The sequence below is a fragment of the Bacillus cereus group sp. BfR-BA-01311 genome (assembly GCF_022664295.1).
Taxonomy (GTDB): domain Bacteria; phylum Bacillota; class Bacilli; order Bacillales; family Bacillaceae_G; genus Bacillus_A; species Bacillus_A cereus.
This window is the reverse complement of the sequence record NZ_JAKUHC010000001.1, coordinates 921,032-937,854: the sequence shown is the minus strand read 5'-3', so window position 1 is coordinate 937,854 and position 16,823 is coordinate 921,032. Positions and strand designations below refer to the sequence as shown.

The following is a 16,823-nucleotide window of genomic DNA, read 5'->3' as shown; positions in this document are numbered from 1 at the left end:
TGTCAGTCAAATATTTTCAATTTCAAAACACTTTACTTACATATAGTAAAATTATATTAATAAACCCCCTATCCTTCCCTGCTAATAATTAACCGACAAAAAATCGGGATTTTACAAAATACATATGTAATATAACTGTATATTTAAAACGATTGACATTCAATTCTAATAAATTGAATGTCAACAGTTTTAAAAGTCTCTATCCATTTTCACTTCTATTTGTTCGATATTTTGTAACATCATCATAGTGTTTAATATGGTAGGATGTCTATAAGTCAATTTCACTACAACTATGACTTGTTCTGCCCGTTTCTCAAAAAGAGTTATATTTATGCTACTACGCTTTAAAAATCCCCATTGTATATATATGAATACTTAAAATTATTCCCTTTAGAAAACAAAGTCTAAATGGTTCATTACACTCTAATAGTTATAAAAACATAATATATAACTTTAGTTAAATAAATTATATAAAGAAGGTGTAAAAATGAAGAACAAAATAAATTTACAAATGCAAAATATAAGTTTTGTTATAATAATGGCTTTAGCAGTATGGTTAAAAACATATCTTATTACGCGATTCAGTTTTGATTTAAAAATCGAGTCTTCAACGCAAGAGCTCATTTTGTTTATTAGCCCTCTAGCCGCATCATTAGCATTTGTTGGATTAGCATTATTTGCAACTGGTGAAAAGCGAAATTATATAGCGGTCTGTATTAATTTCTTATTAACAATCGTGCTTGTTGGAAATGTAATGTTCTATGATTTTTATAGTGATTTCGTTACATTACCAGTACTTGGACAAACCTCAAACTTCGGCCAATTAGGCGGCAGTATTATAGAAATATTAAACTACAAAATTATACTCGCATTCGTAGACATTGTTTTCTTCTTTATTTTATTAAAAAAGAAATCATTGGTCTTTAAAACAGAACGTGTAACTCATTCTACGCGCTTGTTATACTTTCTTTTAACGATTGGTGTATTCTTTGCGAATCTACATCTTGCAGAAAAAGAGCGCCCTGAATTATTAACAAGATCATTCGACCGAGTCATGCTTGTCAAAAATTTAGGCTTATATACTCACCAAGTATATGACTTAACACTGCAAGTAAAAGCTGGGTCACAAAAAGCACTTGCTGATAGTAGTAAATTACAAGAAACTGAAAACTACGTAAAAGCAAATCAAAGCGAGCCAAACCCTAATATGTTTGGTGCAGCGAAAGGAAAAAACGTAATTGTCGTCACTCTTGAATCCTTGCAGACCTTCTTAATAGGCGCATCAGTGAACGGGCAAGAAGTTACACCATTCCTAAATGAATTCATAAATGAAAGTTATTACTTTGATAACTTTTTCCATCAAACTGGTCAAGGGAAAACATCTGATTCTGAATTTCTAATCGATACGTCGTTGTATCCATTAAATCGAGGAGCTGTATTCTTTACACACGGTAACAATGATTATACTGCAACTCCAGAAATTTTACGTCAGCAAGGTTATTTCACTTCTGTATTTCATGCGAATAACGCAACATTTTGGAATCGTAATATCATGTACTCTGCTCTTGGTTATGATCGTTACTATAATGAGCTTGATTACAAAATTACACCAGAAACAAATTTAAATTGGGGATTAAAAGATATCGAATACTTTGATCAATCAGTAGATATATTAAAAACTGTTAATCAACCATTCTATGCTCGTTTCCTTACTTTAACAAACCATTATCCATTTACGTATGATGAAGATACAAAATTCATTGAACCATACAACTCTGGTAATGGCGTATTTGATCGTTACATCGTAACAGCACGTTACTTAGACGAATCAATTAAAAAATTTATTGAACGTCTAAAGGCCGAGGGGCTTTACGATGATTCTATTATTGTGTTATACGGTGATCATTATGGTATTTCCGAAAAACATAATCGTGCAATGGCACAGTTTTTAGAAAAAGATCAAATAACAGAATTTGATACTTTAAATTTACAACGTACACCTTTCTATATTCATATTCCTGGACAAACAGAAGGTCAAACTATTTCAAAGCCTACTGGACAAATCGATATGAAACCTACTATTCTAAATTTATTAGGTGTTGATTCTACGAATGATATTCGTTTTGGCCATGATATGTTTTCAGATGAATATACTGGCTTTGTTGTTTTACGTGATGGTAGCTTCGTTACAGATAAGTATGCATACAAAAACAACACTTTCTACGACCGTATAACAGGTGAAATTGTAGATTTACCAAAAAAAGAAGCTCAAGCCCTCATTAAACGTGCCCAAAATGAATTACGAATGTCTGACAAAATTATTGAAGGCGATTTATTACGCTTCTCAGAAAGCAATAAAATTAAAACTGGCGAAGTACAAACTAAAATTAAAGAAACAGAAAAATAATCTATATATGAAAAAGGAGCAACTTATTACAGTTGCTCCCTTTTACTTTTATTCTACGCTTGTTTCTAAAGCTACATCCGCAAAAGTATTATCATCACCTATATTTAAAATCACTTCACATTGACGCAATCTCAATTCAAAGAGCATGATAGAATCGTGATAGATTTCAGGATTTGATTTCATCTTATGTAATATCTCTTGTTTTTCTTGTATTTCTAAATGCGTGTTTTCTACAGCTTGCTTTAAGGAGTTAAATGGATTCCTAAAGAATATATTAATATCTCGCTCTTGTGTGTTTTCAAACAGCTCAAATTGCAAGAAAAATTTCTTCATAATAGAAGCCGTTACTTCAGTATAATCTTCATTTTCTACATACTGTTTGTATTTGTTATATAGCATAGATTTATTTTTAGGAAGAACTCCAAATAATTTACCGGCACTTTTCAGTAAGAATTGTGCTGGCGTAAATCGACGTAAAATATTTACTTCATCCATTTGTATTCTAGTCGTCATCCTGTCAGTATCTCTGCGCCAGTCATCAAGCACTTTAAAGTCACATTCTAACTGTATTCTATTTTCTCCAAATAGTGAATTAAGCCCTTCACTAAGTTCTTCTAAATACGTTTGACTTTGAAGAAGCTCATTATTAGAAGTTGCAATCCAATTTTGCATAGAAAGAGCCAGATTAGGTAACACAGTTTGTTCTAAATATTTATGCACTCTTTCATTCATTGCTTTATTTAGTTCCGTATCCATGTGCCCGAAATCACTTTCTTCACTAATTAAATTAGAACAGCTCTTTAATATCTTCGGAATATTTTCAGTAAGATCATTTGTAATTTCAGTCTTCATTGAACGATATGATTGTGTAATGAAATGAATTTTTTCCCTCTCAAATGTAGTAAGGTTATTAATGCTACCGTTTAGTTTCACTAGCATATCTTCATTCCAATTAATAGCATCCACCAGATTATTTTCTTTCTCAACACGTTTATCCAAAAGATATGTAATTGTTTTTCGAATGAAAAATAATAACTTTTCAGTACGTTCTGCATCGATATTTTTATGATTAAAGTTAAAATGAATAAACTCAGTTAAATCATTTAATTGTTGACTACTTGTATATAACGAGGAATAAGGGAAAATTCTCGCATACGGGAAATATGTGTTTATTCTCGTTGCCGTATCATGTAATACCCTTTTCACTTCTGCTTCACTGTAAATGTTATCGATTTTATTTAATAAGAAATGAATTTGTAAATTTGGCGTATGTTCTTGAATACTTAATAGAATGTCACGTTCTTTATCAGTAAAAGGTGAATCCGCATTCAATACGAACAGTAATTCGTCTACAGAATTTAAATATTCGAATATCTCATCTCTAGTGTCGTTATTCCTATTAAAGCCAGGTGTCACTACAAATGTAAGTTTATTTTCATTTAAAAATCTGCATGGTAATTTAAATTCAACACACGCTCTATCTCTATATGTTTGATGGTGCTGAGACATCATATTATGGTAATCAGAGACATCTTCCGTTGTTGTAATTGCTGAGTCTGTTATAGCGTTTATTTCTATATGAGCATCATTTTTTAAAACTACTACATTTGAAATTGATTTTTCTAATATATTTTCTCCTAATATAGAGTTAATAAATGTAGTTTTTCCGTTCCCTGAAGTTCCCGTTACTAAAATACGATTTGTTCTTAAATCTGCGAGCTCGTCAACTAACCATTTAAATCGGTGACCTATTTCTATATTCTGCTTTTGTGCCCACTGTGTAATAGATTCAAAAAGGTGTAAGCTGTACTCTAAGCCATTTACATGATTAATAGAATGTGACAGTAAGTTTTCCGCATGTTCTATATTTGCTGAATCTATTTTGGAAGGGAAAATCTCATCCCATGCCAATACAGCTGCAGATGGAAATACAGCATAAGATGGATTGACTACCTTTAACCAATTTGCTAACAGATTTGGTATGATATCGTTTAATTGTCTAAGCGTATATTGACCTTGAATTAATGCAAAGTACGTTTCTTCGTAAAGAGCAGAAACTTTGTTCCATATATCGGACGAATGTATTTCAATATGTAAGAAAAATTCATTTATTGTGTTAAGCCACAATAAGTAATTTTTTTCATTTTTATAACTGTTCCAGAGTGATGAAACCATTTGCGTAAATTGTACTTGATCTACATTATTTAATGTAGCTAATGCATCATAAAAATAGTCTGGTGAAATATGTTTAGTAAACCCTTTATCGATATATCCTTTTAACACCTCAAACCAAGGATACGATTCTATGCGAATTAACTCATTCACAGCAAGCTCTACTGCACTATCAAAATCTTGCTGTTCCTCATAAAAGGAACGGGCAATTTTTGTGACATTCGGATAATCAGGATTTAAAGAAACTGCTTCTTTAATAACACCGAAAGCTGAGTCAAAATTATTTTGCTCAATGTAAAGAGAAAGTAATTGTAGTCTAATTTCGGTCATCAATATTTTATTATCAGTAGTAATAGAAGTATAAATATTTTCAGCAAATGATAACTGATTCAGTTCGAAATAAGCATCCGCAATATTTTTTTGTGCCCATGGTGCTAATTCATTACTAACCTTCTCCCATTTAAAAATAGCTGCTTCAAAATCTTGATGACGATAATAAAATTCACCTTGTGCAAAACGAATATAAGACCCATCAGAAATCTCATTTTTTTCTTCGTTTACATAAGCTTGTCCAAGTACGTCAAGAGTTGGTTTTGTTTCATTCTCCATTAGGAATGTTTCATAATACATCTTTTTTATTAATTGTTTTTCTAATCTCATCTTTTCCCCCACTATATCTTGAAAATACATTTTTAAGATATGTCAATACTTTTTGTATGTATGCTTTTTATCTTAACAAAGAATATCTTTTGGAAAATTTCATTTTCCTTTCATTTTTCAAGTTAGATTGAATTTTTATGAGAAAAGTTTCAGTTTTTTTTCAATTACCTTTCAGTTATGAAACAGCATTAAATGTTCCTAATAACCTAATAACACTATAATATTCCACATTATATTATCAAGAAAACCCCATATAAACCATATTATAAAAACAATCTATATTGAATTTATATACATAATTAACTGTGCTGTCAAACAAAAAAAACAACAATAGGAGCCAACAGCTATTCATACCATTTCTTTCTCAAATTGTTTTCCTTTAAAATGTTTCAGTAGTTATGTAATTAAATTCCATTAACCTATATAAATAACTAGTCCAAAAAATATCTATATGCATATCATGTTATAGTAAAGAATTTAGGAGATCCTAAAAGGAGGCATTTTCATGTTTGAAGATAAATCTAAAATAAATTACCCATATGAATTTACTGAAACTACAACAGTTCCTCTAAAGAACCCCATTGATAAAAAATTCAAGAACGGCACAGGTACACATAACTTCCCAATTAAGAAGCACTATAAAGAGCAAGTTCTATACACTGAAAAAATTAATAATAATAAAAATAAGTAATTGTATAGATCTTTATAACAATTAGCTAAATAAGAAGCAACATTCAACCATGCATAGTTATTTAGTTAGTAATGATACAATTCATGCACATTTTAAAAAGTGCTGTATACAGCGCTTTTTTATACATAGATAAATTTAAGCTAACACAACCAAGAAATAAACGGTAAAATTACTCCACCATATTCTCGTTTAACTATTAAATCTACATATGAAAAGGGAGCAACAGTAAATGTTGCTCCCTTTTGAAATATAATTTATTCACTCTACATAACCCTCTTAAACATCTTCTCCAACTCATAAGTAGAATGATGCACAAGAATCGGTCTTCCGTGTGGGCATGTGTATGGGTTTGTTGTTGTACGTAATTCTTCCAGTAAGGCAAATATTTGATCGTTCGTTAAATATTGATTCGCTTTAATGGATGCTTTACAGCTCATCATGATGGCTGCTTCTTCACGTAACTTTTTAATATCCACTTTTTTTAGTTTGACAACTTGCTCCATCATTTCATCGATAATTTCTGTTTCTTGTCCTTTCGGGAACCATGTTGGATGCGAGCGGACGATAAAGGATTGATGGCCGAATTGTTCTAAAAATAGCCCAACTTTTTTTAGTTCTTCTAACTGTTCTTCGACACGTAAAAATTCAGTAAGAGATAGATCAATACGGTACGGTACAAGTAACTCTTGTACTTCTTGCGCTACCCTTCCTACTTTATCACGGAAGTATTCATAATTAATACGTTCCTGCGCGGCATGCTGGTCAATCATATATAAGCCTTTATCATTTTGAGCGAAAATATATGTTCCATGCATTTGTCCAATTGGATAAAGCGGTGGTAAGTCATTCCCGTTCATTTCAATCTCTTTTATTTCCCGAACTTCTTCTTCTAATTCCTCTAGTTCAAAATCCTCTTCATTACTGTCCCACGATTTCTCTTCTTGAATTGGTTCTTCGATTATCGGTTTAGTGGATGGTTGCCAACTTTGTTCTTCTCTTATGAGCGACTGTGGTGGTTGCCATTCTTGTTTCGGCGGTTGCCACAGTTGTGGTGGCTGTTTCACAGCCTGCGGTTCTTCTTGTTTTGCATCCATGCCAGTTGGTAAAACAATGTCCGGCATAGATGGTTCTTTCGGCTTCGCATGCTCAAACTGGAACTGTTCTTGCACACTTTCGTCTTTTTCTTTTTTCTTCGTTGTTACGCCTGCATCTGGAATGAGCTGTATTTTTTTAAATGCAGCTTGCAATGTTTCTTCGATCAGCTTTAGCAATTCTTGTTCTTTACTAAAACGAACCTCTAACTTCGCTGGATGTACGTTAACGTCAACTAGCATTGGATCCATTTCAATCGATAAGAAGCCAATTGGATACCGGCCAACTGGCAGTAATGTATGGTAGCCTTGCTGAATTGCTTTCATTAGTACAAAGTTTCGAACGTAACGACCATTTACGATCGTTGACATATAATTACGAGATGCTCTCGTTACTTCTGGTAATGTTACATAGCCTTTAATTGTAAAGTCTAAAGATTCAGCTTCAATTGGAACAAGCTTCTTCGCAACTTGAATACTGTAAATCGATGCAAGTACTTGTCTTACATCACCGTTACCTGATGTATGAAGCAATTTCTTTTCATTATGAAACAGTTTTAACGATACTTCTGGATGTGACATTGCAATACGATACACGATATCTGTAATATTCCCGAGCTCCGTATGAATGGTTTTCATATATTTAAGACGCGCTGGTGTATTAAAGAATAAGTTTTGTACTGTAATATCTGTTCCTTTTCGGCTCGCAGTCTTCTCTTGTTTTATAATGTCTCCACCTTTAATTATGAGGTGTGTACCAGGCGCATCACCTGTGCTAGTAATTAATTCTAATTCACTAACAGAGGCAATACTCGGCAATGCCTCACCGCGGAAACCGAGTGTTCTTATGCGAAACAGATCGTTTTCATCTTTAATTTTACTCGTCGCATGGCGTTCAAAAGCGACGATACAGTCTTCTTCTGCAATACCATCACCGTTATCAATGATACGAATTTTCGATAACCCAGCTTCTTCTAAGTGGATTTCAATAGATGTACTATTCGCATCGATAGAATTTTCCACAAGTTCTTTTACGACTGAAGCAGGGCGCTCTACTACTTCCCCTGCCGCAATTAAGTTAGAGAGTTGGTCATCGAGTTTGCGAATTTTCCCCATCTACTTACTCATCCTTTCTTTAACTTTTTCTGTAAGCGATACAATTCGTTCATCGCTTCTAAAGGTGTCATATCAAGTAAATCGATTTTTTTAATTTGCGCCAATACTGCTGTTTCTTTTTGATCTAGCAGAGGTTTGTCTTGTTTCTTCGAAGACTGTTCTCCTCCAAAGAAAGATAGTTGCGATTCTTCTTCAGTCTCTACTTTCGTTTCCTGTATTTCTGCTATTTCCTCTTTTACAACTACAGGTTCTGGAGCAGCTTCTTGTACTTTCACTTCTACTCGTTTTGGAATAATAATTTCTTCCTGTCCTTCTAGCTGTGCTAACACTTCTTTCGCGCGGGCGATTAAGCTATCTGGAAGCTCTGCAAGTTGCGCAACGTGAATTCCGTAACTTTTATCAGCTGCCCCGTCTTGAATTTTATGAAGGAATACTACTTTTCCATTCTCTTCAATTGCTGAAACGTGTACATTTTTCAGTTGATCTAAACTCTCTTCTAACACAGTCAATTCATGATAATGCGTAGAGAATAACGTTTTTGCACCAATTTGGTCATGAATATGTTCAATGATTGCTTGTGCAAGTGCCATACCATCATAGGTAGATGTACCTCGTCCAATTTCATCGAATAAAATTAAACTTCTTTCTGATGCGTTTGCAATTGCATTTTTCGCTTCTAACATTTCGACCATAAATGTACTTTGACCTGATATTAAATCATCCGCTGCACCAATTCTCGTAAAGATTTGATCAAATACAGGTAATACTGCTTCTGTTGCTGGTACGAAACAACCGATTTGCGACATAACAGTTACAAGTGCTAATTGTCTCATATACGTACTTTTACCAGACATGTTCGGTCCTGTAATTAAAAAGACATCCATCTTCTCTGGCATAATACAATCATTCGGTACATACAATTTCCCGTTCAATACTTTTTCAACGACAGGATGACGACCATCTTTAATAAAGATTTCACGCTTCGTTGTTAGTACAGGTTTTACAAACTGTTCTTCTTCACTAACTGTCGCAAAACTTTGCAGTACGTCTAATTCACTAATTACTTTTGCTAAATGTTGTAATTTCGGAATAAATACTTTTACTTCTTCACGAAGCGCTGTAAATAAATCGTATTCTAGTTGTACAATTTTTTCTTCTGCTTCTAAAATTAACGTTTCTTTTTCTTTCAGTTCATCTGTAATGAAACGTTCAGCATTAGCAAGCGTCTGTTTACGTTCATAGCGACCTTCTGGAAGTGCTGCAAGATTCGCTTTCGTTACTTCAATGTAGTAACCGAAAATACGGTTGTATCCGATTTTTAACGATTTAATTCCAGTAATATCACGTTCTCTTTTTTCAAGCTCAGCAATCCACGTTTTCCCGTTTTTACTCACGTAACGATATTGATCAAGCTTGTCATTATAACCATCTTTAATAATATCTCCATCTTTAATTGAAAGCGGTGGGTTTTCTTGAATACTTCTTCCTAGTAATTCTGTTAAGCTTTCACATGGATCTGCACCTTGAATTAATCTCGATGCATAAGCGTTATCTAACAAACTAATTGCTTCTAAAATAGCTGGCACTTGAAGTAATGAACGTCTTAATTGTAATAAGTCTCTTGCATTTACGTTACCAAATGCAACTTTTCCTGCTAAGCGTTCTAAATCATATACTTCTTTTAACTTTTCTTTTAAATCTTCACGTAAGAAGTAATCATTTACAAACGTTTCAACCATTTCTAAACGCTCTTCAATTCTTTCTTTCTGTATAAGTGGACGTTCCATCCACTGTTTTAACATACGACCACCCATAGCTGTTTTCGTCTTGTCCAATAACCATAATAGTGATCCTGTTTTTTCTTTCGTCCGAAGTGTTTCTGTCAGTTCTAAGTTTCGCTTTGAATGTACATCAATTTTCATAAATTGATTCGTATAATAAATTTCTACTGGTTGCAAATGATCTAAAGAACGTTTTTGCGTTCTTATTACATAGTTAAATAAACGTCCAACTGCTTTAATTAATTTTGCTTGTGAAACATTTTTCACAAGATGTTCTAATCCTTCCGGAATTGCCGTTGCATCTTCATACGAAATCGTCATTTTCAATGTTTCAGTTAACTTGTTTAGTTCATCTTTAGAAAATGAAGAATCAACAACAATTTCTTTCGAACCAGTTGCATACACTTCTAATAAAATATCTTCTACTGAACCAGTCAGTAACGTTACTGTATTTTGTCCAGTCGTTAAGTCGTTACAAGCTAATGCATATGATCCATCTTCAAAATGTGTTAATGCGGCTAAGAAGTTGTTTTCTTTCTCATCAATTGTACGCCCTTCCATCATCGTTCCTGGCGTAATTAATTGTACTACTTCACGACGTACTACACCTTTAGCTGTTTTCGGATCTTCTACTTGCTCACAAACAGCTACTTTATATCCTTTTTCAACAAGTTGTTCAATATAGTTTTTAGCCGCATGATATGGTACACCGCACATTGGTATACGTTCACTACTACCACCATCTCGGCTCGTTAATGTAATTTCAAGTTCATGGGCTGCTTTAACAGCATCCTCAAAGAACATTTCATAAAAATCGCCTAAGCGAAAAAATAAAAAGGCATCTTGATAATCTGCCTTAACCTTTAAATATTGCTGTATCATAGGCGTATATTGAGTCATACTTTTCCTCCATAATTCTTACATGATAATCTATTTTCATATATGTCGCATTTCACGGACACTCTTATCTCCTATTTCAGGAGTCTTTCTTCATTATAACATATTTCATAAAGAATCATGTTCATTCAGCGCCACTTATGTAAAGTAAAAAGCTAGGAAGAACTTCTCCCTAGCTTTCTATTACTCTTCTTCTGCATCAACGATAAAGTTCGGATCTAATTCTTCAAATTCATCATCAGCAATTTGGAAATCATCATCTGATTCTACGCAGCCTTCAGGATTTACACTTACACAAATTTTCGTTTCTCCAACTACTTCTGTTACAAATTCACGTTCTACAGTTACAACAATTTTATTACCATTTGGTGATACAAGTGCTTCTAAACAATTTGGCGGCTGAATAACACGAGCAATAATTTCTAAATCGTCACCAGAAAAGTTTTTATCACGATAACCAATACTTACTTCGTCCGTGTAGTTCACACGTTCTGTTACAACTTCAGTCTTTGTATTTCCATCAAATGAATACCAAGTGTTCACATCATAGAAACCTTCAATTTCCACATGTTTTCCATTCTTTCTTGCTTCGTACGAGTGGTTAATTACCCAGCACCCTAAAATACTTGTTGGCTCATTATTCGATTCACATGTATGCGTTGACTTTGTATACTTACGTCCTTTTCCAACCACTGCTTTTGTAATAATCTCTCTAAATTCGGACATTCGTAACCCTCCTCAATCACTATTCACTTAATCATATGCGTGACAATAGCGGAATGTGTCATTCTTTTTTTTGAGAAGACCTTACGTTTAATCCACAAAAAAAGAGATGTCAATATGACATCTCTTTAACAACCACAATTTCCTTTTTTACTTTCTACTGCTGCGCCAGTTTCACCCTTTAGTACATCGCCACCAGTTGAAATTAATATTTCATCTGTTACGTTGTTAGAAATTGTACTAGCAACTAACTGTAATAAGTCATTTACGTATGTTTGTGAAGATTTAAATTGTTGTACGACTGGAATACTGTCTAACTTATCTTGCAATGCATCAATTTCAGCTTCTACCTTTTTTAAAGCTTCCCATTTCCCGTAATGTTGCAAGTTTACTGCTTGTTTTTGCAGTGCTTTAATTTCATCGATTGCGCGCTTTACATTTTCATTTTTATGAATTTGCGCCTCTGCTTTCTTAAAAAAATCAACTTCTTCTGTTTCAGAAATCATTTTTGCTAATTCTTTCGCTTGTTCAACAATGTCATCTTTCGAATATACTTTCATCTATTATTTCACCTCAATCGGCTCTTCAACTAATTCCCCGTTAAGAGACCAAGTTTTTGCTTCCGTTATTTTTACTTTCACAAGCTGACCAATTAAAGATTTTGAAGCGACGAAGTTTACAAGTTTATTCGTACGAGTATAACCTGCAAGTACTTCCGGATTATTTTTACTTTCCCCATCAACTAACACTTCTACAATTTGACCTTTGTAACGACTATTCTTTTCAATTGCCAACGTATTTACTAGTGTATTTAAGCGTTGAAGACGTTCTTTCTTTACTTCCATCGGTACATTATCTTTCATTTTTGCAGCTGGTGTACCTTCGCGAGGAGAGTAAATGAATGTAAAGGCAGTATCAAACCCTACTTCACGATATAACGACATCGTTTCTTCAAATTGCTCATCTGTTTCATTTGGAAAACCAACGATAATATCTGTTGTTAATACTGCATCTGGAATTGCTTCTTTAATTTTTCTTACAAGTTCTAAATAATGCTCACGCGAATATTTACGTGCCATAATTTTCAGCATATCCGTACTTCCAGATTGAACTGGTAAATGGATATGTTCTACTAGGTTGCCACCTTTGCCAAGCACTTCAATTAAGTGATCATCGAAATCACGTGGATGGCTCGTTGTAAAACGAATACGGGCAATATCAACTTTACGAAGTTCGTCCATTAAATCGCCAAGACCGTATTCTATATCTTCAAAGTCTTTACCATATGCATTTACGTTTTGACCAAGTAAAGTAATTTCTTTATAACCATTTGCAGCTAAATGACGAATCTCTTGGATAATATCTTCTGGACGTCTACTTCGCTCTTTTCCGCGTGTATACGGTACAATACAATACGTACAGAATTTATCACAGCCATACATAATATTTACCCAAGCTTTAATATCACCACGACGTACTTTCGGAAGGTTTTCAATTACGTCACCTTCTTTTGACCATACTTCAACTACCGTCTCTTTCGAGAACATCGCATCTTTTAGAATGTACGGTAATCTATGAATATTATGCGTTCCAAATACCATATCTACATGCTGATTTTTTTGCATAATTTTATTTACAACAGATTCCTCTTGAGACATACAACCACATACACCAATTAAAAGGTCTGGATTTCTTCGTTTGAGTGACTTTAAATGGCCTAGCTCACCAAACACCTTATTTTCAGCATTTTCACGAATTGCACAAGTGTTTAATAAAACTACATCTGCATCCTCAGTTGAAAAAGTTGGTTCATATCCAAGTGCGGTGAAAATGCCTGCCATTACTTCCGTATCATGCTCATTCATTTGACAACCATATGTACGAATATAGAACTTTCTTCCTGTACCAAAATTGCGAAACTCTTCAGGTAAGCCAAAATCCCGTTCAATTTTAACTTCTTCTTTCCCGCGCTTTTTCGCATCCTTTAAGGAAGGTGGTTGATATACACTTTCAAAGTATTTACTATAATCTTTCTCTTCTTTTTTCGTAGAGGAATTTGCTTGTTGACTTGCTAATCGTTGTTGCTCGTTCATTGGTAATCTCCTTTCACCCTTAACTATACATACTCTATAGTCCATTTTAATGCGCCTAGACTCACCTCAAAAATGGTTAGATAGCTTGAGAGATAACTTGTCCTTTGAAACTTGAGTAATCAATCTAATCATTCATAAGAATGAAGTCTTCCCCACGCAAATAGACATTCCCTTTTTATCATTTCTTGTTGTCCTACCAAAAAGCATATTGCTTTATCCCTATAAACATTACCATAGTATGATGTATTTCGCCAATTTTAACAATAAAGAGGCCCTTTATTATCTTACATTTCATAAGCAATGAACTTGCCATTTTCATACAACGATTTATATATTATTTTATCATTCTGAATTTTCTAAGTAAATAAGACTACCCTATATTTTTGTACATAAAAAAAGGTTACCAAATCGGCAACCTCCTCTTCTTACATTACATAAATTCAGCAACAAGCTCATCAAACATTTTCTGATCCATATTTAAATCAGATTTCACTAAAGGCTCTTCACTATAGCCTTTAACAAGTTCTTGATATGATGGTTGCTTAGTATTTTGATAAATTAACCCTGTTACTAAACCGTTATTTTCCATTAAAGTTTGCATAGCCATCATGCGATTAGATGGATCATATCCCTCTACTGTGCTTAGTTTCGTTAAATTCTCTTTAAACCAATCGTAAGTATTTACTTTATTGTAAGTAACACATGGGCTAAATACGTTAATTAATGAAAATCCTTTATGGTTAATACCAGCTTCAATAATTTGTGTTAATTCTTTTAAATCACTCGAAAAGCTTTGCGCCACAAATGTCGCACCAGCTGTTAAGGCCATTTCCATTACATTTAGTGATGGTTCAATTGAACCTTGTGGTGTGCTTTTCGTTTTAAATCCAGCTTCACTACGTGGTGAAGTTTGCCCTTTTGTTAATCCGTAAATTTGGTTATCCATTACGATGTACGTAATGTCGATATTACGACGAATAGAATGGATTGTATGACCCATACCAATCGCAAATCCATCACCGTCACCACCTGAAGCGATAACTGTTAAATCACGATTTGCCATTTTCACACCTTGCGCAATTGGAAGGGCACGACCATGAATACTATGCACACCATATGAATTAATATAACCTGAAATACGGCCTGAACAGCCGATACCAGAAATAACAGCAAGTTCATCTGGATTTAGGCCAACGTTAGCTGCCGCACGTTGAATTGCAGCTTGCACTGAGAAGTCTCCGCAACCTGGGCACCAGTTTGGCTTTACACTGTTACGAAAGTCCTTAAATGTTGCCATTTAATACAACCCCTTTTTTGCATTCGTTGTAAATCTCTTTCGGCAAGAATGGGTTTCCATCATATTTTAAAAGACTAGAAATTTTCTCACCATTACCAAGATTCATTTTCATAATGTTAGCAAGCTGACCTGTTGCATTGTTTTCTACTACTACAACACGCTTCGCCTTTTTCACAAGTGGATCGATTTCAGCTGTTGGGAACGGGTGAATTAAACGCACATGAGCATGGTTTACTTTCATACCCTCTTGTTCTAAACGCGTCATTGCCTCTTCGATCGCACCACGAGTTGAGTTAAATCCAACAAGCAATACGTCTGCTTCTTCATGCTTAACATTTTTATAAACAGGGGTATTAAACTTCAAGTTCTCCATTTTACGGAAACGTTTGTCCATTTGATTTTTACGGTTTATTGCTGATTCCGATGGTTTTCCAGTTTCATCATGTTCTACACCTGTAACATGGTGAACACCATTTTTCATACCAGGTAAAACACGTGGTGAAACGCCGTCTTCTGTTACTTCATAACGCTTGAAGTATGCTTTATTTTCACGTTCTGGTAATTCTACTTCTAAATCAAGCTTACCACGACGAATTTCCACTTTATCTAATTTAAGTGGTTCTACTGTTTGTTTTCCTAAAGAAAGCTGTAAATCTGTTAAGAAAATAACAGGAACTTGATATTCTTCAGATAAGTTAAATGCTTCTACAATGTCATAGAAAGCTTCTTCAACTGTACTTGGCGCCATTACGATTTTTGGAATTTCACCATGCGTACCGTAAATCATCGCCATTAAGTCAGACTGTTCTTGCTTAGTTGGTAATCCTGTACTTGGGCCGCCACGTTGTGTATCAACAATTACTAATGGAGTTTCTGTAATACCTGCTAAACCGATTGCTTCCATCATTAATGAAAGACCTGGACCAGCAGATGCCGTTAATGTACGAACACCAGCATAGTTTGCACCGATTGCCATTGTACAAGCTGCGATTTCATCCTCAGTTTGGATTACTGTTCCGCCGACTTTCGGTAATTTTTTAATTAAGTATTCCATAATTTCTGATGCAGGTGTGATTGGGTATGCTGACATAAAACGAGCACCACCAGCTACCGCACCAAATGCGATTGCATCGTTCCCAATCATAAACATGCGTTTTTTACCATCAGCTTTTTCAAGCTGCATCATGTTTACTTTCTCACCTAGTAATTCTTTCATATATTGAGAGCCACGTTTAATTGCGTCCATATTCTTTTGAACGACTTGCTCTCCTTTACGACCAAAGATTTCTTCAACAACATCTAAATAAGCTGTTTCATCTAATCCTAATACTGCACTTGATGCTCCAACAGCAACCATGTTTTTCATTAATGATGTACCTAATTCTGAAGCAATATCTGTAAACGGTATCACATACAGATTTACATCTGTATTGTCAGGTATTGTCGGATTAAATTTCGCATCTGCAACTACAATCCCGCCCGGACGTAGTTCGTGGAAATTAAAATCAATTGTTTCTTGGTCAAAAGCAATTAAAATATCTAAATCATCTGAGATCGCTCGTACTTCTGTTGTACTTACACGAATTTTATTATTTGTGTGGCCGCCTTTTATACGTGATGAGAAGTGGCGGTAACCGTATAGGTAATATCCTAATCGGTTTAATGCAATACAGAAGATTTCTCCTGTACTTTCAATTCCTTCACCTTGTTGGCCTCCAACTTTCCATGAAAGTTGACTAATCATCTCCTACACCCCTTTTGGCTGCATTCATTGTAGTGTATTTTTTTACAGTAATAGTTTAGCATTTTTTATGCAAATAAACTACAACGGACGCAAATTATGCCTCTTCTGATTTCCCTGAATCTTTAGTATAAAGCTATTTTGTTTTTCATTC

10 protein-coding genes are annotated in these 16,823 nt (G+C 34.3%); 2 read left to right on the top strand and 8 right to left on the bottom strand.

The window, feature by feature from the left end; genetic code table 11:
- Positions 1-487: 487 nt before the first annotated feature.
- Positions 488-2,407: an LTA synthase family protein gene (locus MR136_RS04950; protein ID WP_242259264.1), complete on the top strand. Its 1,920-nt coding sequence runs from the start codon at positions 488-490 to the stop codon at positions 2,405-2,407.
- Between the two features lie 48 nt (positions 2,408-2,455).
- Here MR136_RS04950 and MR136_RS04945 read toward each other — a convergent pair whose 3' ends face one another.
- Entirely contained in the window at positions 2,456-5,239 is a 2,784-nt protein-coding gene (locus MR136_RS04945) for a dynamin family protein (protein ID WP_098770997.1), read from the bottom strand.
- Positions 5,240-5,744: 505 nt separating this feature from the next.
- Between MR136_RS04945 and MR136_RS04940 the strand changes: the two genes are divergently transcribed.
- A complete protein-coding gene (locus MR136_RS04940) occupies positions 5,745-5,930 on the top strand; it encodes a hypothetical protein (protein WP_000461138.1) in 186 nt (61 codons plus the stop codon).
- A gap of 263 nt (positions 5,931-6,193) precedes the next feature.
- On the opposite strand, the gene mutL is transcribed toward MR136_RS04940, so the two are convergent.
- The 7 genes from mutL to MR136_RS04905 all read right to left on the bottom strand — a co-directional run bounded on the left by mutL (position 6,194) and on the right by MR136_RS04905 (position 16,672).
- Positions 6,194-8,137: a DNA mismatch repair endonuclease MutL gene (gene mutL / locus MR136_RS04935; protein WP_000516465.1), complete on the bottom strand. Its 1,944-nt coding sequence runs from the start codon at positions 8,135-8,137 to the stop codon at positions 6,194-6,196.
- Between the two features lie 8 nt (positions 8,138-8,145).
- Positions 8,146-10,818: a DNA mismatch repair protein MutS gene (gene mutS, locus MR136_RS04930; protein ID WP_000196021.1), complete on the bottom strand. Its 2,673-nt coding sequence runs from the start codon at positions 10,816-10,818 to the stop codon at positions 8,146-8,148.
- Positions 10,819-10,998: 180 nt separating this feature from the next.
- Positions 10,999-11,541, bottom strand: a complete 543-nt coding sequence (gene cotE, locus MR136_RS04925; protein ID WP_001288799.1) for an outer spore coat protein CotE — start codon at positions 11,539-11,541, stop codon at positions 10,999-11,001.
- A gap of 125 nt (positions 11,542-11,666) precedes the next feature.
- A complete protein-coding gene (locus MR136_RS04920; RefSeq protein WP_000870461.1) occupies positions 11,667-12,098 on the bottom strand; it encodes a YlbF/YmcA family competence regulator in 432 nt (143 codons plus the stop codon).
- A gap of 3 nt (positions 12,099-12,101) precedes the next feature.
- A complete protein-coding gene (gene miaB, locus MR136_RS04915; RefSeq protein WP_001005386.1) occupies positions 12,102-13,631 on the bottom strand; it encodes a tRNA (N6-isopentenyl adenosine(37)-C2)-methylthiotransferase MiaB in 1,530 nt (509 codons plus the stop codon).
- Positions 13,632-14,061: 430 nt separating this feature from the next.
- Positions 14,062-14,928 (bottom strand): 2-oxoacid:ferredoxin oxidoreductase subunit beta, encoded by an 867-nt coding sequence (locus tag MR136_RS04910; RefSeq protein WP_000190155.1) that lies wholly within the window; start codon positions 14,926-14,928, stop codon positions 14,062-14,064.
- Positions 14,915-16,672, bottom strand: a complete 1,758-nt coding sequence (locus tag MR136_RS04905) for a 2-oxoacid:acceptor oxidoreductase subunit alpha (RefSeq protein ID WP_075677973.1) — start codon at positions 16,670-16,672, stop codon at positions 14,915-14,917. The genes MR136_RS04910 and MR136_RS04905 overlap by 14 nt, the downstream gene beginning before the upstream one ends.
- Positions 16,673-16,823 lie beyond the last annotated feature (151 nt).

Bases quoted from the DNA above. Each gene is read 5' to 3' on its own strand.
- MR136_RS04950 (WP_242259264.1), top strand. From the start codon at position 488: ATGAAGAACAAAATAAATTTACAAATGCAAAATATAAGTTTTGTTATA.
- MR136_RS04945 (WP_098770997.1), bottom strand. From the start codon at position 5,239: ATGAGATTAGAAAAACAATTAATAAAAAAGATGTATTATGAAACATTC.
- MR136_RS04940 (WP_000461138.1), top strand. From the start codon at position 5,745: ATGTTTGAAGATAAATCTAAAATAAATTACCCATATGAATTTACTGAA.
- mutL (WP_000516465.1), bottom strand. From the start codon at position 8,137: ATGGGGAAAATTCGCAAACTCGATGACCAACTCTCTAACTTAATTGCG.
- mutS (WP_000196021.1), bottom strand. From the start codon at position 10,818: ATGACTCAATATACGCCTATGATACAGCAATATTTAAAGGTTAAGGCA.
- cotE (WP_001288799.1), bottom strand. From the start codon at position 11,541: ATGTCCGAATTTAGAGAGATTATTACAAAAGCAGTGGTTGGAAAAGGA.
- MR136_RS04920 (WP_000870461.1), bottom strand. From the start codon at position 12,098: ATGAAAGTATATTCGAAAGATGACATTGTTGAACAAGCGAAAGAATTA.
- miaB (WP_001005386.1), bottom strand. From the start codon at position 13,631: ATGAACGAGCAACAACGATTAGCAAGTCAACAAGCAAATTCCTCTACG.
- MR136_RS04910 (WP_000190155.1), bottom strand. From the start codon at position 14,928: ATGGCAACATTTAAGGACTTTCGTAACAGTGTAAAGCCAAACTGGTGC.
- MR136_RS04905 (WP_075677973.1), bottom strand. From the start codon at position 16,672: ATGATTAGTCAACTTTCATGGAAAGTTGGAGGCCAACAAGGTGAAGGA.